Genomic DNA, 26,186 nt, shown 5'->3' on the forward strand with positions numbered 1-26,186 from the left:
CGGAATTGATTACCCTCCCACAAACTTAATTAATAGGCTACATCTGAAAATAGTCGATTTGTGAAGCGACTATTTTCAGGAGAAGTTGTTTTTTTAATGATGAGGCAGGTATGCAGTTAAATTGCAAACTGACAACTGCCTCATCTTTCCCGTAATCGACGAATAACACAACTGAGATCCAAATCTTGATCCTGTAGTAAAACCATCAAGTGATACATCAGGTCTGCTGCTTCATTCGTTAGCTCTTCTCTATTGTTAACTGCCGCGGCTAAAGCAGTTTCCAACCCTTCTTCACCTACTTTCTGAGCGATTCGTTTAGTACCGCTGGCATATAACTTTGCGGTGTATGAGTATTCAGGGTCGGCTGTTTTGCGACTTGCCAGCAATTTTTCAAGCTGATAGAGAAATCCCCATTCAGTTTGTGCCGGAGCAAAGCAACTGGGTGTGCCAAAATGGCAGGTAGGGCCGGTTGGGTCAGCGAGTGCCAACAGGGTATCATTGTCACAATCAGGGTAGATATTGACCAAATTGAGAAAATGACCGGAGCTTTCACCTTTGGTCCACAGACGTTGTTTACTGCGGGAAAACAACGTGATTTTACCTGAACTGATAGTGATATTCAGTGCTTCTTTATTCATGTAGCCCATCATGAGGACATCACCGGATATAGCATGTTGTACAATAACCGGCATCATATAAGCAACTTTTTCCCAATCCAGTTTTTCGATTTGTTGTGCGGTCAGCAAGTTCTTATCTCCACGCCGTGTTGTGAAAGGTACTGTTTTAATTCACCAATATTGATAATGTGTTTATGGAATACAGATGCAGCGAGTGCACCATCGACGTTTGCCTGTTTAAAAGCATCAAGAAAGTGTTCTGGTGCGCCTGCACCGCCAGAGGCAATGAGAGGAACATGACAAACGTCGCGCACCTGTTTTAGTTGAGTCAGATCGTAGCCATTGCGGACACCATCCTGGTTCATCATATTGAGGACGATTTCACCTGCGCCACGGCGTTGTGCTTCTTTTACCCAATCGAGGGTTTGCCATTGGGTGGCTGTTGTGCGTTTTTCATCACCAGTAAACTGATAAACCTGATAGCGGCTAGTGCTTTCATCAAACCAGGTATCAATCCCTACGACGATGCATTGAACGCCATAACGATCGGCTAAACGGGTAATTAAGGTTGGATCGGCTAGTGCAGGGGAGTTGATAGAGATTTTATCTGCCCCAAATGAGAGGATTTGCCCTGCATCTTCGACCGTTTTAATCCCACCGGCAACGCAAAAAGGAATATCGATCACTTCCGCAACTTTGGCGACCCAACTTTTATCGACTACTCGTCCATCAGATGAGGCAGTGATATCGTAGAAAACCAATTCATCTGCACCTTCTTTTGCATAACGTTGGGCGAGTGGCACAATATCGCCGATAATTTCGTGATGACGAAACTGAATGCCTTTAACTACTTGCCCGTCACGAACATCAAGGCAAGGAATTATGCGTTTTGCCAACATTGAATTGCCTCCGTCAGGGTAAATTTCCCATCAAGTAATGAACGACCAATAATAACCCCAGCTACACCGCTGGCAGGCAGAGAAGCGATATCATTTAACGTACCGATACCACCCGAAGCCTGAAACGCGATTTGTGGATAACATTGGCAAACTTCCCAATATAATTCGACATTTGAACCGATTAGAGTGCCATCGCGGGAGATATCGGTACACAGGACATATTTCAGCCCGCAAGGCAGATATTGCTCAATAACCTGTTCCAGAGTAACGGCGGAATTCTCCCGCCAGCCATTGATGGCAACTTGTTTCGTGCCTGTATCATTGATACGGACATCCAGCGCCAGCACAATATTTTCCGCACCATAACGTTTAAACCATTGGGTAACTAATGCCGGCTGTTTTATGGCGATAGAGCCAATCACGATCCGGTTGGCTCCCGCATCAAGCAATGTTTTCACATCTTCTTCGGTACGGATGCCACCGCCAACTTGAACAGGTATAGAAACTGCTGCAAGTAATTTGCGCAGTAAAGGGATCTGGCGGGCGGATGGATCTTTAGCGCCAGTCAGATCGACCAAATGGAGTCGTTTTGCTCCCTGTTGTTCATATTGTTGAAAGTAGGATAGAGGATCGTGTTGATAATCCCGTTGCTGAGCATAATCCCCCTGATGTAACCGTACTACTTTGCCATCTATCAAATCTAATGCGGGTATAATCATTGTGCCTACATCTCCAGAAAATTCTTTAATAGTCTGGCTCCGGCAGCACCGGAACGTTCAGGGTGAAACTGCACGCCAAAGAAGTTGTCTTTGGCGATTGCACTGCTGAAAGTATTGCCATATTCAGTTTGCGCAATGGTGTAGGTATTCAGCGGGATCGCGTAGCTATGGACAAAATAAAAATAGGCATGGTCTTCAATACCACGAAATAGCGGGTGTCCAGCTTTTGGCAGAACTTGATTCCAGCCCATGTGTGGTAATGGAAGCCCATGAGTAGCCATTTTTTGCACGGGGGAAGCAATAACTTCGAGTAGGGTGACATGATCACCTGCAACATTGTTATCTGAAACATTGTTACCTACAACATTGTTACTATTATCGCTTTCTTCGCTGGTGGCGGCGAATAGCTGCATGCCAAGGCAAATACCTAACACAGGTTGGCTGAGTACTTTAATTAACGATATAAGTTCCCGTTGTTTCAATTGATCCATTGCTGCACTGGCAGTGCCGACGCCAGGCAAAAGTAATTTATCTGCTGTTAGGATCGTTGCTGCTTCCTGACTGATTTCAGGTTGATAACCTAATTTTCGGATGGCATAAACTACCGATGATAAGTTAGCGCAGCCAGTATCGAGAATGACGACTTTCATCACAGAACTCCTTTGGAACTAGGCAATGTATCGCCTTCTACTCGAATCGCCTGACGCAGTGCTCGGCCAAAGGCTTTAAATAGACTTTCTGCTCTGTGATGATCGTTGCTGCCTTTTGTTTTCAGATGCAGTGTACAGGCCATTGTATAAGAGAGTGAACGAAAGAAGTGCTCGATCATTTCAGTACTCAGATCACCCACCCGCTGGTGTTTGAATTCAGCTTTATATTCCAGATGAGGGCGACCGGAGATATCGAGAGCACAGCGGGCAAGGCATTCATCCATTGGCAACATAAAACCAAAGCGGCAGATGCCCCGTTTATCTCCCAGAGCCAGTTTCAATGCTTCTCCCAATGCCAGACCGGTGTCTTCAACGGTGTGGTGATCATCAATACAGAGATCACCTTTAACCAGAACATTCATGCGGAAGCCACCGTGAGTAGCAATTTGATCCAACATATGGTCAAAGAACCCGACACCGGTATTGATATCGCTGCCACCTTCATGATCGAGCCAAACGTCAATATTAATGGATGTCTCTTTAGTGACACGTTGAATGTGAGCGTGGCGATCTTTACGGGTTAGTTGTTCACTGATGGCAGGCCAGCCAAGGTTTTTCGGATGATAACGTAACCCCTGAATGCCCATATTTTTTGCCAGTTGCAGATCGGTTTCTCGGTCACCAATCACATAGCTGTTAACGGTATCCATCAAGCCTTCTGCCAGATATTTTTCTACCAGTTTTATTTTTGGTTTACGGCAATGACAGTTCCCTTCTGGCTTGTGAGGGCAGATTAAGACTTCATCAAAATGGACTCCTTGAGAACTGAAAATCTGCATCATCAGGTTATGCGGTGGTTCAAACTGTTCTAATGGAAAACTGTCTGTGCCAAGACCATCTTGGTTGGTGATCATAATCAGCCTGAACCCCGATTTTTGCAGGGCAAGCAGAGCAGGAATAACCTCGGTTTCCAGTGCCAGTTTATCCAAGCGATCAACTTGAAAATCTGTTGGCGGTTCTGTGATCAGCGTGCCATCCCGATCAATAAAAAGGAGTTTCTGGTTCATCAGCTTGCTGTCTCCTTTGGCTGTTCATTTTTAGTGGAAAGGGCGCTGATGGCTTCAACCACTTGCTCACACTCTTTACGGCTGCCGATGGTGATCCGCAGGCAACCCTCTAAACCGGGCTGTTTGCGCTGGTCGCGCAGGATGATGCCTTGATGCCATAATGTTCTGAAAACAGTTTCTGCGTCATGGAATTTCACCAATATATAGTTGGTTTCACTGGGGAATACCTTTTCAACGATGGCTAATTTATTCAGCGCCTGTTGCAAGTCATTGCGGTTTTCCCTGATCTCAACGACACGTTTTTGCATAATTGCGATACTTTCTGCTGTCAGTGCCTGTGCTGCAATATCCGCAACAGGAGTAGAAAGCGGGTAAGGTGCAATCACTTTTAACAACAGCGTGATGATATCCACAGAAGCGAGAGTAAATCCACAGCGCAAACCGGCTAAAGCAAAAGCTTTCGAGAGGGTTCGCAAAATGACTAAATTTGGATAGTTTTTTAGCCAGCTTGCGATACTATTTTCCGGGCAAAACTCAATATAGGCTTCATCGATAGTGACAATTGCGCGGTTAGCGGCCAGTTCCAGAACTTTGCGCAGTGAATCAGAATTAATTGAGTTTCCTGTTGGATTATTAGGGCTACAGATATAGATCAATTTTACCCGGTCAAGGTTATTTTCGATCGCTTCAATATCCAGTTGCCAATTTTCCAGTGCGGCAATTTTCTTTTGTTCGACACCAAAAGTTTCAGCGCTGACACTGTACATACCATAAGTTGGAGGGCAAAACAGAACCATATCTTGTCCGGGTTCACAAAATACGCGGATGAGAAGTTCAATGGATTCATCAGCACCACGACAGGCTAGCACTTGCTCAGGTTGTAAACCGGCATAGGCGGCATAACGACGGATAACCGAGGCTGGCTGGCAGTCAGGATAGCGGTTCAATGTTTGTTCAGTGCATTGAAAATCAGGAGTTAGTGGGTATTCATTGGCATTCAACCAAACATCACCTTTGCCTCCAAGGCGACGAGCAGACATATAAGGGGTTAATTTGCGGATATTTTCTCGTGCCAACAGATTGGCATCAAAAATGTTATTCATATTTACTCCTTGACCGGCAATATTCAGTGCCGCCACACGTAAGGTAACAGCGTTTTTATGAGCGGTTAGTTGTTCTGCTTGCGCCAGTGTTTCAATGGTCTGAGCTAGGTTCAGCAGCCCTTGCGGTGTCAGTTGTTGAATTGTCATACGCTTTAGGAAATCTGCCAGACCAAGGCTGGAATGGGTCGAGGTGTAGCCATAAGTGGGTAATACGTGATTGGTTCCTGATGCATAATCTCCCGCAGATTCCGGCGACCAGTCACCGAGGAAAATGGAACCGGCGCTAGTGATTTTTTCAACCAGTTGTTCTGGTTGACGAGTTTGAATAATCAGGTGCTCTGGGCCATAGCGGTTGCTGATTTCTACACACTGTTGCAGGCTTTTTGTCACAATAATCCGGCTATGCGCTAATGCCTTGGTGGCAATCTGATTGCGAGCAAGCAGGGTAAGCTGTTTTTCGATTTCCGCTATCACTCTTCTGGCTAATGCTTCATCAGGTGTAACCAATATCACTTGTGAGTCAGGGCCATGTTCTGCTTGTGAGAGTAAATCGGCAGCTACAAAGACGGGGTCTGCCCCCGCATCGGCGATAATAAGCAGTTCCGATGGGCCGGCAGGCATATCAATGGCAGCACCCTCTACGTGCTGACTAACTTGTCTTTTGGCCTCAGTGACATAAGCGTTACCTGGACCAAAGATTTTATCGACTTTGGGTACGGATTCTGTTCCGAATGCCATAGCGGCAATGGCTTGAGCGCCACCAACCTGGAATATTTCCGTAATGCCACACAGTGTGGCTGCATAGAGAATTTCATTGGCAATCGGTGGTGGGGAACAAAGTACAACTTTATGGCAACCCGCTATTTGAGCAGGTGTTCCGAGCATCAAAACGGTAGAAAGTAATGGTGCGGAACCACCGGGGATATAGAGCCCGACAGAATCAATAGGCCGTGTTACTTGTTGACAATAGACCCCAGGTTGGGTTTCTACTTCGATCTTTATAGGCTTCTGTGCTTCGTGGAAAACGCGGATATTATTTATTGCCCGTTGCATTGCCTGTTTAATGTCGTCATTCAGGCTGTTTTCTGCGGCGGCTATCTCTTCCGGTGAAATACGGATATTTTCAATAATCGTTTTGTCGAAACGTTGGCTGAGTTCACGCAGAGTGTGATCGCCATACTCTTTTACCGTATGCAGAATGTGTTCCACTGTACGGGAGATTTCTTCTGAAGCTGAAATAGCAGGGCGTGTCAGTAAAGCGCTTTGCTGTTCATCATGACATTCCTGCCAACGGATCAAGGTATCGAAACGGTTAGTCATTATTCGTTTACTCCATCATTTTTTCGATCGGCAACACTAAAATGGAGCTGGCGCCAAGGGATTTAAGCTTCTCCATTGTTTCCCAAAACAGTGTTTCACTGCTTACCATGTGCATGGCAACGCGGTTTTGATCCCCCGCCAGCGGTAAAATCGTTGGACGTTCTGCCCCTGGTAGCAGAGCAATCACTTCTTCGAGTTTTGCACTGGGTGCGTGCAACATGATGTATTTGGATTCACGGGCCTGAATCACCCCTTGGATACGGGTCATCAGTTTCTCAATCAATTGCTGCTTATCGGCGGGCATTTCACCATCACGTTGAATAAGACAGGCTTTGGAACGGTAGATAATTTCTACTTCCCGCAGACCATTTGCTTCCAGTGTTGCGCCAGTTGAGACCAGATCGCAGATGGCATCTGCTAACCCGGCGCGGGGAGCAACTTCAACTGAGCCATTTAGCAGACAGGATTTAAAGTGGATTTTTTTCTGATCGAGATAACGTTTTAACAGGTGAGGGTAAGAGGTTGCGATACGGGCATTTTGTAAACATTCGACGCCGGTATAGTTGTAGTCGAGAGGAGCGGCCAGTGAAAGGTGACAAGTGCCGAAATCAAGCCGGCGTAAAGTGAAATAACGTGGATCTTCTCCTTGAGTGCGACGGCTTAATAGCTCCTCTTCCAGCACGTTTTCACCGATAATCCCCAGATCAACGACGCCATCCATAACCAGTCCTGGAATATCGTCATCACGTACCCGCAAGATATCAATTGGCATATTTTCCGCGAATGCAATTAGGCGCTGTTGTTGCAGATTGATTTTAATACCACAGCGAGCCAGTAACTCTCGTGAATCCTCGCTTAATCGGCCTGATTTCTGCATTGCAATACGTAAACGTGATTTATCTAACATTTTTATCTCCACTTAAAATCGAAAACATAAAAAAACCCTCGGAAGGAACCTTCCGAGGGTTTTTATCGCATTCATGCCACCGGAAGATCCGCTAAACGTCTTCCAGCACACAACCGCCTGAAAGACTAATCAGGATGATGATGGTGGTAATGGCTAAATTGAATGCGGATCATAATGGTTTCTCTTTATTTATTATTACTATTGGTGACTGTTTTTTGCTGCCGGTTGTTTTTATTCATTGACCAACAGAGGTTAAATTTTTTGCTTGCTATTCAACCTATACGATTTGACGGCTTAAAAGCAATCTATTTTTTTAACAGTAAATTTATATTGTAATAATGTTTTGTTTTTACTTGAAATATTGTTTTCTATGGAAGAAATACAGTGTCAATAATAACAGTGGCTTAATGTTCGGATTGTTTGCATAATCAAAGTAATATCAGGCATAGCAGGAGTGGTGATGAAAAAAGTTTCCATTATCGGTCTGGGTTGGTTGGGGATGCCATTAGCCAAGGCATTGAGTCGCAGTGGTATGCAGGTTGTCGGTAGTAAAACGACGCCAGATGGTGTAGAGGCAGCACGTATGTCTGGTATCGAATGTTATTTGTTACAACTGGAACCTCAGATCAATTGCGCACTTGATGATTTAGAGCAACTGATGGTAGCCGATGTGCTGATTATCACTTTACCGGCAAGCCACACTGCTGGTGGCAGTTATAACTATGTTAGGGCAGTTCAGTTAATTGTCGATACTGCTCTCTCATACTCTGTGCCAAGGATTATTTTCACCAGTTCTACTTCTGTTTATGGTTTTGTTGCTGGCAATCTCAATGAAGATGCGCCTTTTTGCCCTGAAACACTTTCCGCTCAGGCATTAGTTGAATTAGAGAATTGGTTGCACAAACTGCCAAATATTTCTGTTGATATTTTGCGTTTAGCCGGTTTGGTAGGCAGTGGTCGTCATGCCGGGCATTTTCTGGCGGGGAAAAAGGGAGTTAAAGGGGGTAATCAGCCGGTCAATTTAGTTCATCAGGATGATGTTATTTCAGCCATTAACCTATTAATTCAGAAGAGTGAAGGTGGGAATATTTATAATTTATGTGCGCCTGTTCATCCAACCAAAGCTGAATTTTATCCTAAGGCCAGTAATCAGCTTGATTTAGTTCCACCTGAATTTGCCAGAGAAGAAATTCAGGTGGGAAGTAGGACTGTTGATGGCAGTCGTATTTGTCAGGAATTAGGATTTAAATATCAATATCCCGATCCTGGATGGATGCCAATGAGCTGATTTTTCTCAACTTAATTCAATCATAACAATCTCTTTGAACGCTGGTCTTTCTGTCATTAATTGGTACCAGCGTTCAATATTTTTCAGAGATGGTCGTTTGATTGGAATATTGAGCCAAGGATAAATCATGGGTCCTAATGCAATATCAGCCATGCCAAATTTATCGCCAGAAAGATATTTCTGTTCTGCCAGGGTGTTATCGACCACTTTCATCAGTTTTTCGATTTCAACCAAGGTTTGTTCTATTTGTTTTTGATCCCGTTCTGCTTCAGGTGTGCGAATAAAACCTATTATGAGTTGTCTGAGATGAGGAAACAGATGTGAACCAACCCAATCCATCCATTTATCTGCGTTCGCTCTTTCCTGTAGATCTTGTGGATAAAGTATATCTTTACCAAATTTTGCGGCAAGATAACGAACAATTGTGTTGGATTCCCACAAAATAAAATCGCCCTCCTGTAAACAAGGGATTTTTCCATTCGGATTCATTTTCAGATATTGAGGGTCATCCAGTTTGCCAAATTTACCGCCAATATCTACCTGATTATGCGGTACATCGAGTTCTTTCAGACACCAGAGCACTTTTTTCACATTGGAAGAGTTTTTACGGCCCCAAATGGTTAGCATGGGTTTCTCCTTGAGTCGGGATGATAAGAAAATCGTTTACTTGTTACCAATAATGTTCCATCAGATTAAATGAAAACCAATGAACGGCACAATCTTTACACTGTTTACGTTGGTTTATTGTCGTACAACATTTTACCCTTCATCTTTCAAGCTGCTGCTTTGTTGGCTGCTTTCACTCACCCCAGTCACATAGTTGTCTATGCTCCTGGGGATTCATTCACTTGCCGCCGCGCTGCAACTCGAAATCTATTAGGTATATATTAATAAGAATTTGACATTTTTTCTTATTAAGTAAAGGGGAACGATGATGAAGAAAAATCTGGCGATGACGATGAAATGTGTTATTGCGGTGCTGACAGTGGCATCGATGGTAAGTGCCCGTGTTTATGCATCGGATGAACCTGTCGTTCCACCAGTGGACGCTAGAGCTTATGTGTTAATGGATTATGACAGCGGTAAAATTCTGGCGGCGGGTAATCCCGATGAGCGGCTTGATCCAGCCAGTCTGACAAAAATTATGACCAGTTATGTTGTTGGTCAGGCGATAAAAGCGGGAAAAATCACGCCGGAAGATATCGTTACTGTGGGAAAGGATGCCTGGGCGACGGGTAATCCCATACTGAAAGGTTCTTCTCTCATGTTTCTTAAACCCGGTGATAGGGTAAAAGTGCTCGATCTGAATCATGGGGTTGTTGTTCAGTCTGGCAATGATGCCAGCATTGCTTTAGCTGATTATGTGGCGGGTAGTCAGGATGTATTTGTTAGTCTGATGAATAATTATGCGAAAGCACTTGGGTTGACTAACACCCATTTTCGTACGGTTCATGGGTTAGATGCTGAGGGACAATTCAGTACTGCTCGTGATATGGCGGTATTGAGTCAGGCCATGATCCGTGATGTTCCTGATGAGTATGCCCTGCATAAAGAGAAAACATTCACCTTCAATAAAATCCAACAGCCTAACCGTAACCGATTGTTGTGGAATAAAAATATGAATGTCGATGGTGTGAAAACAGGATATACCAGCGGTGCCGGTTATAACTTGGTTGCTTCAGCGACAGAGGGACCCATGCGGCTGATTTCTGTGGTGCTAGGAGCACCAAGTGATCGGATTCGTTTCGCTGAAAGTGAAAAATTACTTGCATGGGGACTCCGTTTTTATGAAACAGTGACGCCGATTAAAGCTAGCGAGCCGTTTGTTTCACAAAAGGTTTGGTATGGCGAGCACTCAGATATTGCTCTTGGCGTGGAAAAAGATGTGGCGATCACCATTCCTCGTGGGCAGTTGAAAAATCTGAAAGCCAGTTACACGTTAAATCAGACTCCACTAACCGCACCTTTGACGAAAAATCAGGTTGTCGGTGTGATTAGCTTCCAATTGGGGGATAAGGTAATTGAACAACGTCCTTTGGTGGTTAAAGCGGCAGTAGAGGAAGGTGGCTTTTTTAGCCGTATTTGGGATTTGATTGTGATGAAAGTGAGTGGTTGGTTTAAGGCGATTTTTGGTTGATTTGACGTCAATATGAGGTTTATGTGGCAGGGTGGGTGGAGTTACATTCTTCCTGATTTAAGGCGCGGCATTTTGCCGCGCGCATGTTTTACACTTATTTTTTTCCATCCAGAGAGCAACGTTTGCTATTTTTTACCGCAGATCCGTTGTACCGGCCTTTGAATAACAAGACTCCATCAGGTTTATCTTGCCAGTAAGCCCATAATTCGATTTCAGTTCTAACATGATGGCCGATGTTTTCGTAACGAATATGTGTAGGTGATAAACCTCGATAATTGCGGGTTGATGTTCCTTCATATCGGAGTTCATAGCTAGTAGCGAATCCGGTTAAATCGCCATTTCTGAATAGGATACAGGTTGCTACGTCATGAAACTCTACCCATCCGTTAAGTGGTTTATTTTCACCTTCAGTTTCTATTTCAAAAACAATGACATTTTTGCCAGTTTCAGTTTTGCCAAATACCATCAGCTTTCCATCTTCGATGGGGCGCAATAAGGATATTGAATTCTTGTCTGGGTCTATAATTAAACCACCATATTCAACTCCATTGACACTGGCTGTGTAATTGGGAAATCGACTAACATGGCCTCCGCCGAAAATAACAAGAGGTTCCTGAGGATTTGAAACATCAAGTTCACCGGCAAAAGGTCGGATAGCATCACCGTCAGAAAAAATCTTTTCACTTTCTCCAGTGCCAATAGCTCCATATATTTCTATTTTACTGTTCCAGGAAATTTCATCTTTTGCTATGGGAACAATAATGAGGTTCTCAGAAACTAAGATTGGTGGAGATTGGTAAGTAATCCCCTCAAAGATAACATCGTAAACATCAAAAAATTCAACACTGCCCTCAACAAATTTGACGGCCCTATGCCATGCTCCATCGTAGAAATGATCTGTTGCATAACCTGAGGATGGCTTTTTAATACGTTGGCTTTCTTCTGACATTTTATCACCTATTATGAAGAGTAATGAATGAGAGAAAAATAGATATTCCAGCATTAAAGATAGTAGTAAGCGTTATTGATATTTGTCAAGAAAATAGGGTTTAATTGGGTTTTTTATTATTTTATAGGTAATATTAGATAGAAAACTAATTTGTGATAAATTAAAATATTAACGTTCAAAAATAGATTTAATACAATTGTTTTGATATGTTGTTATTGAGTGTGTTAAATGTATGATCAATGAATTTATTAGGATTAATTTTAGGTTTATTATTGTCGTAGGGTTTTTATTTTCTATTTGAAATAATATTTAAATTAATTGAATATAGATTAATGACATTAAAATAGCATTATTGAAATAATGTATTTAAATTTAAAGCGATGTTGCCAGAACAGGCAGAACCCTGTGGTTAAGGTTCTACCTAGAGAGGGGGGTATATGATAGAAAATGTTTTTAGCTTTTACTCAACATTAGTTTTACTCTACCAGAGAAATGCTACACCCAATTTATATTTTAACAATGAGGAATTAGGTGCAGCTATTTATCAACTTATGACTCTATATTAAGAATCCAATAATGTTGCGTTGTAGATATAATTGTAACCACCAGGAGAAACCGCTGATGAAGAAGTTATATTTACACGTTTGTTATTACTGCAAGCGCTCAGAAGAAGATGATACAGTGCTGCACCTCTGTAGTCTTGAGCGTTCCACCATAACAGATAGTTAAATTTACCGTTAGGGAATTGCATAGTGACAGTCACTTGCAATTGGTTTTGATCAGGTGCAGCCTGAACTGAAGTTACTGTACCAACAGCGAAATAGTAGTTAGGAGTTGGAGAAGTTTGTTCAGGTTTATTTTCTGTTACCACTTCATTAGAAGAAGGATTTGTATAGTTCATCGTGTTAACCTTTTAATTTAATGTAATTGGAAAAAATAATTTTTACCAAAATTTACGGGCAGTCATTTGTCCGCCGAAGAAATATAAGGTAATTGGTAATTGTAATCTATATTAAAAGTTTATCTGTGTTATATAATTATTGATGCTGTTAAAAAGTCGCCAATAATATATTTCCTCTAAATGGTTATAATAATCAAATGCATTACTCTAATCAAAAAATAATATTGATATTTATTTCCTATCGTTGAAATGGATAAATTAATTATCTGTTCTGGTGGGAATTATTTATGCAGGATGTTATTATTAATAGAGTATGGGTGCGGAAGGGACAGCGGGAATTGAAGCGTACTGGCAGTATGTGGTGAATGATTTAAATTTTAATTTTCTAGTTGATATTTAGATAAAACATTATGAAATTATTCTTATCCTATAGTATTTCGCATGGATATATATAACTGCAAGATCTGCAATTAATTTATTTAAATCTATTTAAGATTTAATAATACCGTGGTGTATGATATTTTGTTAATAATTACAATATGGAAATATTATTGATGTAATTACATCTGTTGTTAAATATTCACAGTGTGCAATAAAGAGATGTTGTTCTACCCTATTTTTAAAGATTGAGTGGATGGCGTGTACTATTTTAAAATGATTTATAAAAGAAATTTTTTTGAGTGAAATTAAATTTTGATAATAATATATTGATATTTTTGTGTGAAATAGATAGCTGCGTTAATTAATTTTAATTTATTGAAAGTTTGTTTTTTGTTATTTTTGTGCGTTTATGTTTTATATTAAATGTAACTATGGCAGGCAGAGCATTAATATTATGCTCTGCCTTAGATAGGGTAGAATGTGCCGTTATATATCCTTCATCTTTCAAGCTGCTGCTTTGTTGGCTGCTTTCACTCACCCCAGTCACATCGTTATCTATGCTCCTGGGGATTCGTTCATTTGCCGCCGCGCTGCAACTCGAAATCTATTAGGTATAAAAGTCAGCTTCATTATACCAGAGAAATGTTGTGCCAAATTCCTATCACAACAGTACTGTATTTTGCGGTCAATGAGATCGCTTCAATCAGATTGAGTTTCTATTAGGAGTCTATTATTTGGCCCAAGCATTTCAACAAACAATTATTTTACATAGAGATTTCTACGCAATTAATGTAATCGCAGCCGAGAGGACCAACTTTTCCTACGGTACCTATTTTCACATCTTTCTTAGCACAAAGCGCTTCCATCAGGACTTTATAAATCGCCATGCCTCTATTGTCTAGCAGATTCCATTTCAAAAGCATTTCTTCACATGTGCCATCAAGCATTAATACAGTTACCATAACTTGCATAACTTTGTCTGGCATAACTTTCATTGCAATAACTTTACAGCTACGTAGCATTACGTCATCTACTATATCTTTATCTTTAATTAAAGAGGGATGCATGTCGTTAATCATAATATAAACTCCAAAATATAATTTAATTAATTGATAAATAAACCTATATTATCTCAGAATAAAGAACGGAAAACCGTCCGTTTGAGAAATATAAGGTGGTTGGTACTTATACTATAAAAGCAATCTACATAAGAAATTTTTTTTGCACTAAAAATATAGGACAGTTAATATTTTTAATTGGCATATAACATTTTCTCTAACACATATAACTATAGGTGCCATTTATAGGTTGTCAAATAAATTTGGAAAAATAATGTAATTACCTGATATATTGAGTCATTTTATTAAAAAATAGAAAATATATTGTTGATGTGAGAAATATAAAATAATTGGAATTTTTTATATCGTATATAATTATATTGAATTAAAATATAATTAAAAATTTATTTGTTTTGAATAATTAGTTTGATAATTAAAATTTTAAATTATATTTTTGATTGTTGTAAATAAATATGGTTAATTTATTTATTTGAAATTTATATAAATATTAATATAAATGAGATGTTGTATGTGTTTTTTATAAAAAAACTTTTCTTTATGAAGTGTTAGTCTATTATTTAAAAAACTCAACAGTGTATAAAATAGCAATATAACTAACCATTTTAATATTAAGGTTAAATTGTGTTAGAGTAATTTTATATTTATCAATAAATTAATGTTATTAGAAATAAAATAGTTAGAATTCATTATTCTATTGAATATGGTCGTAGATTGTTTGTGTTTGGTAGGGAGTTAATACATGCATTTAGTGCTTTAGCAGTAACACATTTAAGACAATACTGGGGAGGTAGTTATAAATTGGCATGACAATATAGTGTTAAGCCATTGTTGGAAAAATAATTATCGTTTTTTAATGGGCGTATATACCTAATAGATTTCGAGTTGCATCGCGACGGCAAGGGAGCGAATCCCCGGGAGCATAGATAACTATGTGACCGGGGTGAGTGAGTGCAGCCAACAAAGAGGCAGCTTGAAAGATAACGGGTATAGGCTCACTATTCTATGATGAAGAGGTGGTTATATGTCATATCTTGATCCGTTAGCGCTTTCTATCCGTTTTGGAAATCGCAATAATTTAGGTGCTGACAAGCGGTGGACGGATAAACCTAATCCTCTCCATAAGCTTAATCAGGAGCAATTTACTTACATTTATGAGGATAGTCTGCACTTTCTTTATGGTCGATATAGATTCAATCCAAGTAATGGACGAGATAATATTTTGACAGATATGCAGGTGTCGAAAATCAAGACGGGGAAATATATTGATCAATATGGTCATGATGAACAGTATGAGGTTCTTGGTCTCCTTGGTGGTATGGGAACATTTCCTTTACATTCAATATTCGGTACGTTCAGAACAGAAGAAGTCGATCTGATTAGTTACTATTTTTATATTGCATATGTATTGACGGGTAATTATTCAATTCATAATCGTTATTTTTACCAAGGTTATCCAATGGGGCCTAATAACGATGAAGGGTTAGATTATCTTCTTATGTGGAACGCTGTTGATATCATTCCACTACCGTATAAGCCGGGTTTGCCACCATATTTCCCGCTGATTAACGGTTATATTCTCTTTCCTTCAGCAACTGAGGCTGTAGTTATCTCTAATATTTCTACTGATGCCAGGTTTATCCGTCTTGAGGAGACTGGCAATAGGTTTCCTTTTACTGGAGCGATTGCGACCAAGACGCCTTATATCGTGACAGATAAGTTGCGGCAACAATGGGACGAAGAACAGCAGCAGGGGGTACCAATAGACGAACGTGGATATTTTAACGAAGACGATTTGTGGCAATATGATGAACAGCAGGGGGATTGGGTGAAGTGGGTGGTGTAGCTTAAATTTTTCCGCTAGCTAGCTCATGTCATTATTCGGTTGCTGCTCGCTTGAAGAGAACAGCAACCAAATGTTTATTATGCAAACAGTGAGTAGAGGACAGCAGAGATAGCAACTAACCCCATAAAGACGACAAACACATTACTCAGCTTGCCGCTATATTTGCGCATTGCAGGAACTTTGCTGATTGCATACATTGGCATAATGAACAGCAACATTGCGATAATAGGACCACCTAATCTTTCGATCATTTCCAAAATACTTGGGTTCAGAGTAGCGACAATCCAAGTCGTTACTAACATGAAAATGGACGTGATACGATTCAGCTTTTTAGGCTCAATAGTTTTACCTTGGTCACGCAATGTCTTAACCACGATACCATTAAAACCTTCACGCGCACCCAGATAATGGCCAAGGAAAGATTTGGTAATCGCTATGAATGCAATAAACGGAGCAATGTAGGCAATTACTGGTGTATTAAAGTGGTTAGCCAGATAAGACAGAATAGAAATATTTTGTGCTTTGGCTTCTGCCAAATTTTCTGGAGATAGGCTCAATACGCAGCTAAATACGAAGAACATCACGGTTACAACCATCATGATATGGGCGTAAGCTAGAATGCGGGAGCATTTTTTCTCAGCATTTTCACCATATTCTTCACGTTTTGCCACAGCAAACGCCGAGATAATTGGCGAGTGGTTGAAGGAGAACACCATTACCGGGATCGCTAGCCATAGAGTAATGAGCAGCCCATGACTTGCACTTGATGCAGAGATGCTGATGTTTTCGAAGATTGCGGTGTTCCAGTGAGGGATCAGATAAAACGCCAGCAGCATCAAAACGGCAACAAATGGGAATACCAGTACGCTCATTGCTTTAACAATAGCCTGTTCACCGAAACGGATGATGGTCATTACACCAATAATTAGGATCAGAGCCAGCAGGGCACGGGGGGGGGATGGCAGATGTAATTGGTGAATAATAAAGCTGTCTACGGTGTTGGTAATAGCAACGCTGTAAACTAAGAGAATTGGGTAGATAGCGAAGAAGTAGAGCAGGGTGATAAGTTTACCTGCCAGGCTGCCAAAGTGCTCTTCTACGACTTCGGTAATATTTTCGCCAGGGTTTTTACCGGATAGAACGAAACGACACATCCCACGGTGGGCGAAGAAAGTCATTGGGAAAGCCAGTAGCGCCATCACCAAAAGAGGTAGTAGGCCACCAATACCGGCGTTGATGGGTAAGAATAATACACCGGCACCAATTGCAGTACCATATAAGCCAAGCATCCATACTGTATCTGATTTACGCCAGGTTTTATAATCGCTTGGGCGGGTTGCCTGCGATGCGATCGTACCTGTTTGAGTCATATCCATAGTTATCTCCGAGAATAACGCGGTAAATTAAAAAATGAAATCACAATGCCGCAAGTATGCAATAAATGCAAATACATGTGGCTTAACTCTTTCTTTATAAAAAATAAATTTTTTAAATATCGCTGGTGTTTATTTAAACGTTCTTATTACCATATTAACATTTTGGTCGAAAATTGGACTTTAAATTAACAATCCAAAATTTTCACTTTACTTTCTTTTTTGAAAGAAAGTCTGGAAATTTTAAGACCAGACTTTTGATAGCGGCAAGATAGCGATTTTTAGTGAATAGTACCGTGATCATAGTCTCAAATGCATAATATATCTCGAAATGTCATCATATTACGAGATTTAGTGTAATTGTTGCTTAAATATTGCGAATTTTAATGAGGTCAAATTATAACCTCAATTTGACCATTATTCAACTCTCATTATTCTCTTATGTTTTTGTTATTTCCTGTCTATTTGTTTACATATTAATGAATAAAAATGGTAAATAGCGTAAATGGTTAATAAATTGATAAATATCAATTTTTTACCCGATTTAAAAATAGTAATGCTTGTATCTTTGTGAAAGATATAGATAAAACCAGAATAATAGATTAATAGCATCAATAATATGAATGAAAGATGTGCTAGCCATTCTTTGATCAAGTTTTAATAATCTCTTTCGTTATATATCTATTTACATAGTGATTTATACAAATTTATTGATTTATATGAAAATCGTTGAGTTGAATTTAAGCGCAAATAAATGCTAAATAGGGTACAGGATATTAGCCTGCTGGTTAACTCATGTTCATTTTGGCAGGCAAAATTAGCCAATAATTTCTAATAAAGAGACCTTGGTTGAAATAGAGTTCGTTTATCTCAAGTCACTATACCCAATGGATTTCAAGATGCATCGCGACGGCAAGGGAGCGAATCCCTGGGAGCATAGATAACTATGTGACCGGGGTGAGTGAGTGCAGCCAACAAAGAAGCAACTTGAAAGATAACGGGTATAAGTTGCATTGATGTTACTAGCTCTTTATCCAGCCTTTACGGATAGGAAAAGCGCAGCAACGTTGGTACAGACTGTTCAATCTTTTTTGTAAACTTTCACCAGACAGGCTCCATATTATTTGTGCAAAAGTGCATCCCATTAGGCTGACGATAAATGCCCCGACCATATCCATCGGCCAGTGAACGCCTAAATAGATTCTGGCCCATGCAATAGCCAGTGCAATTGCCATCATGCATAAGCCCGGCGAAATCCTATACCAGAATAAAAAGGATAAAGCGAAAGTGAAGACGGTTGTTCCATGATGACTTGGGAATGAGGTTGTTGGTGCGTGAGGAAGAAAGTTATAACCAAAACCTTCTGCAAAAGGGCGGTCGTGAGGGCAGAGTAAACCGATACAGAATGAGGTTAGCATAGCAAAACAGAAGGCTATGGTGGTTTTACTGACGATAACCCGATGATAAGGGCGAGTACGCTCTGAACCCCAGAACCAGAAACTAGCCAATGTTAGCGGGAAAATAAGAACCAGGTATTTTGCAATGAACGTCGCCATTGCAATCATGGCTGGTGATGATTCGGGCGTAGCATTGAAAAAAGTAAACAGATCATGATTTATTTGTTCTAACAAATCGGGCCTCACATACAGTCATTTATGTACATTACGCACTTATGTACATCACGATAGCCGGACGCAAGAGAGTAAAGTTGGCTGACTTATGAGTAAAGCGTAATTGTCTTAATTGTTGGTGTTATTTATTTTTGGTTTATATTTCCGTCAAGGAAATATCTGGCAGTCATCCTGACAAAAATCATCAAGCTATTGATATATATGGTAATAATATCTAGGTCAGCGCGTTGATAATACCGGTAGTTGACAGTTTGATCATCTGTAGAATCGGTTATGTGTTTATGAACGGTATATTCTTCAGACAATAAAAAAACCCGATAGTCTTGAACCAAAATGGATTAACTATCGGGTTCCTCAATATGGGGATATCAAAGAAAAGCAGTGGCATTAATTCAGACTACGATTTGGTAAGAAAGTTCTTCGTGATAAGAAAAAAAAACAGATTTTTTTCAATTTGATGAAAATAACATTTTTTGCACAAATCAACCGAGTCCCTGTGATTAATAATCAATAGCGGTTTTTACCGCGATGAAAGTAAAACGGGAAGTTCGATTATTGTAGCAATTGGTGTTCTTTTACGTACGCTTCGAAGTCAGTGCAGCCACCGATATGTTTCTCATCAACAAAAATTTGCGGGACAGTTTCTACGGGTTTACCCACTGTTTTTTCCAGATCAGCTTTAGTGATACCTTCTGCGTGAATATCAACATAACGGAAGTCAAAGTCATCACGCTGCTCTTTTAGTCGTTCCGCCAGCTCTTTCGCGCGGACACAGTACGGGCAGCCAGGACGACCGAAAATCACAGTAAACATATAAGCTCCTCTTGGTTATATTAAAATAATGCGGTTTGATGCGTTACTCATGCTTATTTGCTCGCTACTATGCCTGTATCGATCGGTAAAAAAAAGCAGAAATTGCCTTTTGCTTTAATTCATCATACCAATTTTGGTAACCGTGTTTCCGGTAGTATAATGTCGCGTCAGGTTGTTAAGAGAGGATGCGATGAAAAGTCATCAAGGCAGTATGAGTTCATTGGCAGATATGCCAAAACAGGTTATCCTGCTAGAAATTTTCGGCATTGTATGCTTGATCCTGGCATATTTGACTATTAATGATATTGTCATCTTAACAGATTTACTAATGACGCCAGAAGCACATGTTGTTATGATTTTCATTGGCGTGGGTTGTTTGGTTCCTGCTGCGGTTAATATCATTTGGCGTGCAGTGTGCGGCCTCTCTTTTTTGGGCGTTGATCATAAAAAAGAGAGCAAAAATAAGGTAGAAGGTAGTGATAACGGTAAGTAAAAATAATTTATCAGTTATTGGTGATAGCGCGATAAAGAATTATTTCGTAAGCTATAGCGCTTTTTCATTTTCCGTTGTATGGGGTTGTTAGATGAGTTCACTTGTCATTCCTGACTTATCAGTATTGCGTGAGTGGTTGGATCAGCTCAAAATTTCCTACTTTGAGTGCGATTCATGCCAGGCGCTGCATCTACCTCATATGCAGAATATTGATGGTTTATTTGATGCTAAAATTGATCTGTTGGACAATGTAATCTTGTTTTCTGCGTTGGCTGAAGTTAAACCAACCGCCATTATTCCTTTGATGGCTAATCTAAGTCAGATTAATGCCAGTTCGCTGACAATCAAGGCTTTTCTTGATATTCAGGATGAAAATTTACCGAAATTGGTGGTGTGTCAATCTTTCCTTATTTCAGCCGGGCTGACTTTTTCTCAGTTTTCTCATTTCTTGCAACAAAGCGAAGAGCAGATTGCGGGTGTGATTTTTGAAATTCACAGTAATAACTTGTTGTATATTAATCGTGATATTGAAATCGAGAGTGACATTGAAGAGGAAGAGGAATCACAAGCTTCTGCTAAGGCGCCGACTTTTACTTTGCACTAATATTTCCAACACGGTCATCCAACAATGCAATGTTCGCATTATTCTGCGGGGCACTGTCACTCTTGTCAGTGGCTCGAAAAACCCTATTCTCAGCAGTTAGAAGATAAACAGCAGGATTTAAAGCAGTTATTACCTCAAGCTATTGTGAGGCAATGGTTACCTCCAATCGCCAGCCAACAAGATGCCTTTCGTAATAAAGCTAAAATGGTCGTCAGTGGCAGTGTGGAACGCCCATTGCTAGGCATGTTGCATCGTGATGGCTCGGCGGTTGATCTATGTCATTGTCCTCTCTATCCAGCGCATTTTCAGCCTGTATTCGATGTTGTTAAATCGTTCATTGCTTGTGCCGGGCTGACGCCGTATAACGTTGCTCGTAAGCGGGGTGAACTGAAATATTTGCTGCTGACAGAAAGCCGTCATAGCGGTGAAATGATGTTGCGTTTTGTACTGCGTTCTGAAACGAAAATCGCTCAATTGGAGCGTGCTTTACCCCGGTTGCGTGAGCAATTGCCACAGCTTACGGTGATCTCTGCCAATATTCAGCCAATCCATATGGCGATCCTGGAGGGAGAAAAAGAGATTCTGTTTACTGAGCAAAAAGCGCTCAGAGAACAGTTTAATGGCATTCCTCTTTATATCCGTCCACATAGCTTTTTCCAGACTAACCCGAAAATGGCTTCCGAATTGTATGCAACAGCGGGGCGTTGGGTTCGTGAACTGGAAATCAGTAGCATGTGGGATCTATTCTGTGGTGTTGGGGGCTTTGGCCTGCATTGCGCAGATAAAAATACCTGTTTAACCGGAATCGAAATCATCCCTGAAGCTATTGATTGTGCCCGTGATTCGGCAAAAATACTGGGTTTGGAAAATATCGAGTTTCAAGCTTTGGACTCAACCCACTTTGCCATAGCGAAAGATCAAATTCCGCAATTGGTTTTGGTCAATCCACCTCGTCGGGGAATTGGTAAGGCGCTGTGCGATTATCTCAGTAAAATGGCACCGGATTATATTCTTTATTCAAGCTGTAATGCTCAGACAATGGCGAAAGACATTGCTGTACTAGCTAACTATCGTGTAGAAAAGACACAGTTGTTTGATATGTTTCCCCATACCGAGCATTACGAAGTTTTAACGTTACTAAAATTAAATCATAACTGAATAACGAAAGAATATGTGGGGATGGGTTCCAAAAGAGAACGCCCAACCCCGCTTAGTTATGGCGCTCAAACGCGAGCGCACGGCGTTCAATTATTCGCATCAGCAAAGTCAGAATGCCATTAACACATAGATAAATCACCCCTGCGGCCATAAAAGCCATCACATCATAATTACGGCCAAATAGAAGCTGACTGTATCCCATTACTTCCAGCAAAGTAATAGTACTTGCGAGAGAAGTACTCTTGAAAATCAATACAACTTCGTTGGAATAGGAAGATAACGCCCGTTTAAAGGCATAAGGCAGCAGGATCTGCATAGATTGTGCTTTAGACATGCCCAACGCGTGGCAGGATTGCCATTGACCAGCAGGAATTGCCTTTACTGCGCCATAGAATAGCAGAGTAGAGTATGCCGCACTGTTAAGCGCTAGCGTTACCATTGCGCACAGCCAAGGCTCAGACAGTAATTGCCAAAGCCACGGGTACGCTTTTATGGATGGAAACTGCCCAGGCCCGTAATAAATCAGAAAGAACTGTACCAACAAGGGCGTACCGGTAAACAGAGTAATGTAGATTTTTACCAGTTGTGTCAGTACTGGTAGTTTCATGGTCAGAACCATAGTGAACAGGACGGACATCATGAAAGCAACAAAAAGCGCTGTGACGGTCAAGCTTAGACTGGTTTGCAGACCCGGTAAAATTTGTTGAATATACTCAAGCATCAGGGAGCACTCCGATCAAAGCGAGTGGTATGCATCTCAATTTTCTTTAAAATAAACTGACTGATCAGAGTGATAGCCAGATAGATAAGCGCCACAATCATATACCAGGTAAAGGGTTCCTGAGTGCGTGTGGCAATACTTTTGGTTTGCTGCATCAGATCATTCACACTGATAAGCGATACCAGTGCGGTATCTTTCAGTAAAACTAACCATTGGTTACCGAGCCCTGGTAGAGCATGTCGCCACATTTGAGGCATGATCAGGCGGAAAAATATTTCAGCGCGGCCAAGACCTAATGCCTGACCGGCTTCCCATTGGCCGGCAGGAATGGCTTTTATTGCACCACGGAGTGTCTGAGATGCATAGGCAGAGTAGAGTAGGGAAAGTGCAATGACACCACAAAGGAATGGGCTGACATAAAAGTCTTGAATATCTATCTGAATTCTGGGGTGCCAGAAGATAAGATCAATGTCAAAGCCATCAGCCAGTGTCAAGAGAAGTTGTGACGCGCCGAAGTAGACGAACAGCACGACCAAAATTTCCGGCAATCCTCTGAACAGAGTGACCCAGCAGGTGCCAAGTATGGCGAAGGGTTTCCAACGGGCTGATTCCCAGGCAGCAAATAGCATAGCTAAAATCATGCCAAGTATTAATGCAGACACGGCAAGGCCGACGGTGATGCCGGCGGCGCTGGTTAGAGATTGGAATTCATTCATGGAGATTCAGCTATTTATTTAAACCATTTTTCATAGATGATGTCATAAGTGCCATCTCGTTTGATATCAGCGAGTGCTTTATTCAGCTTATCTTGTAGATCTTTGTTACCCTTACGAACGGCAATACCTAAGCCGATACCAAAGTAATTTTTGTCAGTGACTTTGTTACCTACGGTACTTAAGTTTTCATTCTTTTTCAGCCACTCGTTAACAACGGCAGTGTCACCGAAAACGGCGTCCAGACGGCCATTTTTCAGATCCAGAATCGCATTTTGATAGCTGTCATAAGGGACGGTTTTAATCTCTTTTCGTTGTTCCATCAGATATTTCTGGTGAGTTGTACCATTCTGGATACCCACAAGTTTGCCTTTCAGATCTGCGGTGCTGGAGACTTTGCCTTTAACGGAGATAAAAACCGCGGAGTTATCGTAATAAGTGTTAGTAAAATCAACCTGCTTTTGGCGCTCTGGGGTGATATCAATACCTGCGGCTAAAGCGTCGAAGCGACGGAATTTCAGACTTGGGATCAGGCTGTCAAAGGATTGGTTAGTGAAGGTACATGTGGCATTAATTTTCTCACAGATGGCATTGGCCAAATCGACATCAAAACCCTGAATTTTATTATTTGCATCGACGAACTCAAACGGAGGATAAGTGGCTTCTGTGGCAAAACGAATGGTCTCTTTTTCCGTGGCGGTTGCAGATAAAGTTACTGTGCCTAAGAGGGCTGCAAAAAGTAGTTTTTTCATCGCTATATCCTATTAATAGTTAGTGTGATAGATAATTAGCAAAGGCTTTGGTTTGTGGTTGCGTAAAATGGCTGATATCACCTTGTTCTATGATGCGGCCGTTTTCCATATATACGACCCGGCTTGCGGCCTTACGGGCGATTTCCACTTCATGGGTAACGATAATCTGCGTAATACCCGTAGCGGATAATTCATGGATGATATTGACAACCTGTGCTGTAATTTCTGGGTCCAGCGCTGCCGTGGGTTCATCAAATAATAAAACCTGTGGTTCCATCATTAATGCTCGTGCGATAGCAACCCGTTGCTGTTGCCCTCCAGATAAATGTTGTGGGAAGCGGCCAGCAAAATCCTCTAAGCGTAACCGGGAAAGGAGCTTATCCGCTTTTTCCCGCGCTTGTTGCTTGGATAAACCCAGTACGTGACAAGGTGCTTCGATCAGGTTATCCATAACAGTAAGGTGTGGCCACAAGTGATATTGCTGAAAAACCATACCTACATTCTGGCGTAGAGAACGAATCTCCTTGGTTCCTGGCGTTTGTTCGAAATCGAATTGATGATTAGCAATATGCAACTGGCCGGATCGTGGTATTTCCAGCAGGTTTAGTACTCGCAACAACGTACTTTTACCAGCACCACTTGGACCTAGCAAAACCATCGTTTCCCCTGAAGAACACTCAAGATTAATATCAAACAGTGCTTGATGAGCACCGTAATAGCAATCAATGCTTTTTAATTGAATACTCATGCTTTAATTCTGAATAGTCAGTGATTTAGTCCGATGCTAAACCCGTTAGCATAATTATGCAATATCTTATGCACAGAATATTATTAATTGATATTTCAATTACATGTATGATTAACGTGTTCTATTTTCTCCTTGTGCGATTTGTCAATAAAAGCTTATTTATTCTATTTGCATACTGCGAAAAGATAAATAGGTCACCAATGGGCCAGCATTAGGATAAGTAACTGCTGTTGACGATTTATGACAAATGAAGTGTCTGAACCGTTATTTATGACATCAAGTATTAATTGTGGCTCAAATTCTGGTTAAGTAAAGAATGCCATCAGTAAGGGTGCTAACAAACTCAGCACAAAACCGTGAACTATTGCTGCTGGAACAATACTGACTCCACCGCACCGTTGTAATATTGGCAAGGTAAAATCCATCGATGTCGCACCGCTTAACCCTAGAGCGCTTGAGCGATATTGATTGATTAGAACTGGAATTAGCATAATTGCCACCAGTTCGCGCACCAGATCATTAAAGAATGCGGCACTGCCGATTACCGGCCCGTAAGCGTCGGAAAGTAAGATGCCAGAAAGGGAATACCAGCCGTAACCAGAAGCTAATGCTAAACCTGTTCTCACTGGAAGTCCGAGAATAAGTGCTGCAATTGCACCGCCGATAAGCGCACTGACAGCAATGACAATCGCAATAATGGCACCACGGCGGTTTAGCAATATCTGTTTCAGGCTCATACCGCTGTTACGTAATTGAATACCGACGAGTAACAGTAAAACGATTAAGGCGATTTCACTGGCATGATTGGAAAAGTGCAGCCATGACCAGCCAGTGAGCCCAAACAGGAAACCTAAAATCAGCACACCACATAATTTCAGTGATTCAAAGATTATATGTAAACGGGAAGGGGGTTTTTCTTGTTTATGTGGACTAATAACCCAAGGATCACGCTTTTCAAGCAGGAATAACGCTAGCACATTAGCGGTAAAAATACATAAAAAAAATGTGATTGCATATTGAAAGATAGAGAAGAGGTTACGGCCTAAATCGTCCAACAAAGCCAGGCTGATTCCCATTAAAAACAGGATGATATAGACCATTGCGTTAAGAAGGTGATGAACAGCATTTAATAGTGTCTTATTATTCAAATGGGTAAGATAGCCTAGCGTTAACGGCAAAAGAATGATCAGCAGCCCAGAGTACATAATTAACGTCCTTTAAAACGATTAATGTCTTTTTATCTAAATTCAGTATAAAAATTGATTGTAAAGACGATAAAAATAAAAGATAACAATTTTTTTACATTAAGAGAATAGTCAG

Annotated in this window: 27 protein-coding genes, 1 pseudogene and 1 other annotated feature; of the genes and pseudogenes, 6 read left to right on the forward strand and 22 right to left on the reverse strand. The window is 40.9% G+C overall.

The window, feature by feature from the left end:
* Positions 1-140: 140 nt before the first annotated feature.
* The 9 genes and pseudogenes from hisIE to hisL form a co-directional block, all read right to left on the reverse strand.
* Positions 141-746 carry a bifunctional phosphoribosyl-AMP cyclohydrolase/phosphoribosyl-ATP diphosphatase HisIE gene (hisIE, locus tag KZ793_RS06455; RefSeq protein WP_225814526.1) on the reverse strand — a complete coding sequence of 202 codons (606 nt, stop codon included), beginning with the start codon at positions 744-746 and terminating at the stop codon, positions 141-143.
* Positions 740-1,516: an imidazole glycerol phosphate synthase subunit HisF gene (gene hisF, locus KZ793_RS06460; protein WP_225814528.1), complete on the reverse strand. Its 777-nt coding sequence runs from the start codon at positions 1,514-1,516 to the stop codon at positions 740-742. Before hisF ends, hisIE begins: the two co-directional genes overlap by 7 nt.
* Positions 1,498-2,235, reverse strand: coding sequence for a 1-(5-phosphoribosyl)-5-[(5-phosphoribosylamino)methylideneamino]imidazole-4-carboxamide isomerase (gene hisA, locus KZ793_RS06465; protein WP_225814529.1), 738 nt, complete (start codon positions 2,233-2,235; stop codon positions 1,498-1,500). Before hisA ends, hisF begins: the two co-directional genes overlap by 19 nt.
* Positions 2,236-2,240: 5 nt before the next feature.
* On the reverse strand, positions 2,241-2,885 hold the full coding sequence (hisH, locus tag KZ793_RS06470) for an imidazole glycerol phosphate synthase subunit HisH (RefSeq protein ID WP_225814531.1): 645 nt from the start codon (positions 2,883-2,885) through the stop codon (positions 2,241-2,243).
* Positions 2,885-3,952 carry a bifunctional histidinol-phosphatase/imidazoleglycerol-phosphate dehydratase HisB gene (hisB, locus tag KZ793_RS06475; protein ID WP_225814532.1) on the reverse strand — a complete coding sequence of 356 codons (1,068 nt, stop codon included), beginning with the start codon at positions 3,950-3,952 and terminating at the stop codon, positions 2,885-2,887. The genes hisH and hisB overlap by 1 nt, the downstream gene beginning before the upstream one ends.
* A complete protein-coding gene (gene hisC, locus KZ793_RS06480) occupies positions 3,952-5,055 on the reverse strand; it encodes a histidinol-phosphate transaminase (RefSeq protein WP_225814707.1) in 1,104 nt (367 codons plus the stop codon). Before hisC ends, hisB begins: the two co-directional genes overlap by 1 nt.
* Positions 5,056-6,375: pseudogene (gene hisD / locus KZ793_RS06485) on the reverse strand (histidinol dehydrogenase); the annotation flags it as partial.
* Between the two features lie 7 nt (positions 6,376-6,382).
* Positions 6,383-7,282 (reverse strand): ATP phosphoribosyltransferase, encoded by a 900-nt coding sequence (gene hisG, locus KZ793_RS06490; RefSeq protein WP_225814534.1) that lies wholly within the window; start codon positions 7,280-7,282, stop codon positions 6,383-6,385.
* Between the two features lie 26 nt (positions 7,283-7,308).
* Positions 7,309-7,432: a sequence feature (His leader region), on the reverse strand.
* Positions 7,408-7,455, reverse strand: coding sequence for a his operon leader peptide (gene hisL, locus KZ793_RS22835; RefSeq protein ID WP_109791964.1), 48 nt, complete (start codon positions 7,453-7,455; stop codon positions 7,408-7,410). Its footprint overlaps the feature before it by 25 nt.
* Positions 7,456-7,742: 287 nt before the next feature.
* Between hisL and KZ793_RS06500 the strand changes: the two genes are divergently transcribed.
* Entirely contained in the window at positions 7,743-8,570 is an 828-nt protein-coding gene (locus KZ793_RS06500) for an SDR family oxidoreductase (RefSeq protein WP_225814536.1), read from the forward strand.
* Between the two features lie 6 nt (positions 8,571-8,576).
* Here the strand turns inward: KZ793_RS06500 and KZ793_RS06505 are convergent, their stop codons facing one another.
* Positions 8,577-9,197 carry a glutathione S-transferase family protein gene (locus KZ793_RS06505; RefSeq protein WP_225814537.1) on the reverse strand — a complete coding sequence of 207 codons (621 nt, stop codon included), beginning with the start codon at positions 9,195-9,197 and terminating at the stop codon, positions 8,577-8,579.
* A gap of 367 nt (positions 9,198-9,564) precedes the next feature.
* Here KZ793_RS06505 and KZ793_RS06510 point away from each other — a divergent pair, with 367 nt between their 5' ends.
* A complete protein-coding gene (locus KZ793_RS06510) occupies positions 9,565-10,707 on the forward strand; it encodes a serine hydrolase (protein WP_397443583.1) in 1,143 nt (380 codons plus the stop codon).
* Positions 10,708-10,801: 94 nt separating this feature from the next.
* On the opposite strand, the gene KZ793_RS06515 is transcribed toward KZ793_RS06510, so the two are convergent.
* The 4 genes from KZ793_RS06515 to KZ793_RS06530 form a co-directional block, all read right to left on the reverse strand.
* Complete coding sequence (locus KZ793_RS06515; RefSeq protein WP_225814541.1) at positions 10,802-11,656, reverse strand: hypothetical protein; 855 nt, start codon at positions 11,654-11,656, stop codon at positions 10,802-10,804.
* A 562-nt stretch (positions 11,657-12,218) separates the two neighbouring features.
* The gene (locus KZ793_RS06520; protein WP_225814543.1) at positions 12,219-12,557 is read right to left on the reverse strand and encodes a hypothetical protein; all 339 of its coding nucleotides are present in this window, start codon (positions 12,555-12,557) and stop codon (positions 12,219-12,221) included.
* Positions 12,558-13,305: 748 nt separating this feature from the next.
* Positions 13,306-13,476, reverse strand: a complete 171-nt coding sequence (locus KZ793_RS06525; RefSeq protein WP_225814545.1) for a hypothetical protein — start codon at positions 13,474-13,476, stop codon at positions 13,306-13,308.
* A gap of 226 nt (positions 13,477-13,702) precedes the next feature.
* On the reverse strand, positions 13,703-14,017 hold the full coding sequence (locus KZ793_RS06530; protein WP_225814554.1) for a Cro/Cl family transcriptional regulator: 315 nt from the start codon (positions 14,015-14,017) through the stop codon (positions 13,703-13,705).
* Positions 14,018-15,038: 1,021 nt separating this feature from the next.
* Here KZ793_RS06530 and KZ793_RS06535 point away from each other — a divergent pair.
* Positions 15,039-15,860, forward strand: coding sequence for a hypothetical protein (locus tag KZ793_RS06535; RefSeq protein ID WP_225814555.1), 822 nt, complete (start codon positions 15,039-15,041; stop codon positions 15,858-15,860).
* A gap of 77 nt (positions 15,861-15,937) precedes the next feature.
* Here KZ793_RS06535 and KZ793_RS06540 read toward each other — a convergent pair whose 3' ends face one another.
* The 3 genes from KZ793_RS06540 to KZ793_RS06550 form a co-directional block, all read right to left on the reverse strand.
* Entirely contained in the window at positions 15,938-17,236 is a 1,299-nt protein-coding gene (locus tag KZ793_RS06540) for an HAAAP family serine/threonine permease (protein ID WP_225814557.1), read from the reverse strand.
* Between the two features lie 1,019 nt (positions 17,237-18,255).
* Positions 18,256-18,864 carry an undecaprenyl-diphosphate phosphatase gene (gene ybjG, locus KZ793_RS06545; RefSeq protein WP_225814559.1) on the reverse strand — a complete coding sequence of 203 codons (609 nt, stop codon included), beginning with the start codon at positions 18,862-18,864 and terminating at the stop codon, positions 18,256-18,258.
* 552 nt (positions 18,865-19,416) lie between these two features.
* Positions 19,417-19,677, reverse strand: coding sequence for a GrxA family glutaredoxin (locus KZ793_RS06550; protein ID WP_011145878.1), 261 nt, complete (start codon positions 19,675-19,677; stop codon positions 19,417-19,419).
* Positions 19,678-19,867: 190 nt separating this feature from the next.
* Here KZ793_RS06550 and KZ793_RS06555 point away from each other — a divergent pair, with 190 nt between their 5' ends.
* The 3 genes from KZ793_RS06555 to rlmC all read left to right on the forward strand — a co-directional run bounded on the left by KZ793_RS06555 (position 19,868) and on the right by rlmC (position 21,932).
* Positions 19,868-20,170 carry a YbjC family protein gene (locus KZ793_RS06555; protein ID WP_225814561.1) on the forward strand — a complete coding sequence of 101 codons (303 nt, stop codon included), beginning with the start codon at positions 19,868-19,870 and terminating at the stop codon, positions 20,168-20,170.
* 91 nt (positions 20,171-20,261) lie between these two features.
* Complete coding sequence (locus KZ793_RS06560; RefSeq protein ID WP_225814562.1) at positions 20,262-20,774, forward strand: type III secretion system chaperone family protein; 513 nt, start codon at positions 20,262-20,264, stop codon at positions 20,772-20,774.
* 24 nt (positions 20,775-20,798) lie between these two features.
* A complete protein-coding gene (rlmC, locus tag KZ793_RS06565; protein WP_225814564.1) occupies positions 20,799-21,932 on the forward strand; it encodes a 23S rRNA (uracil(747)-C(5))-methyltransferase RlmC in 1,134 nt (377 codons plus the stop codon).
* 52 nt (positions 21,933-21,984) lie between these two features.
* On the opposite strand, the gene artM is transcribed toward rlmC, so the two are convergent.
* The 5 genes from artM to KZ793_RS06590 form a co-directional block, all read right to left on the reverse strand.
* Positions 21,985-22,653, reverse strand: coding sequence for an arginine ABC transporter permease ArtM (gene artM, locus KZ793_RS06570; protein WP_225814566.1), 669 nt, complete (start codon positions 22,651-22,653; stop codon positions 21,985-21,987).
* Positions 22,653-23,369 carry an arginine ABC transporter permease ArtQ gene (gene artQ, locus KZ793_RS06575; RefSeq protein ID WP_225814568.1) on the reverse strand — a complete coding sequence of 239 codons (717 nt, stop codon included), beginning with the start codon at positions 23,367-23,369 and terminating at the stop codon, positions 22,653-22,655. Before artQ ends, artM begins: the two co-directional genes overlap by 1 nt.
* A 14-nt stretch (positions 23,370-23,383) precedes the next feature.
* A complete protein-coding gene (artJ, locus tag KZ793_RS06580; RefSeq protein ID WP_225814570.1) occupies positions 23,384-24,118 on the reverse strand; it encodes an arginine ABC transporter substrate-binding protein in 735 nt (244 codons plus the stop codon).
* A 19-nt stretch (positions 24,119-24,137) separates the two neighbouring features.
* A complete protein-coding gene (gene artP / locus KZ793_RS06585) occupies positions 24,138-24,866 on the reverse strand; it encodes an arginine ABC transporter ATP-binding protein ArtP (protein WP_225814572.1) in 729 nt (242 codons plus the stop codon).
* A 305-nt stretch (positions 24,867-25,171) separates the two neighbouring features.
* Positions 25,172-26,071: a lysine exporter LysO family protein gene (locus tag KZ793_RS06590; RefSeq protein ID WP_225814576.1), complete on the reverse strand. Its 900-nt coding sequence runs from the start codon at positions 26,069-26,071 to the stop codon at positions 25,172-25,174.
* Positions 26,072-26,186: the final 115 nt, after the last annotated feature.

Origin of the sequence: Photorhabdus antumapuensis (assembly GCF_020387775.1) — a bacterium.
GTDB lineage: Bacteria > Pseudomonadota > Gammaproteobacteria > Enterobacterales > Enterobacteriaceae > Photorhabdus > Photorhabdus antumapuensis.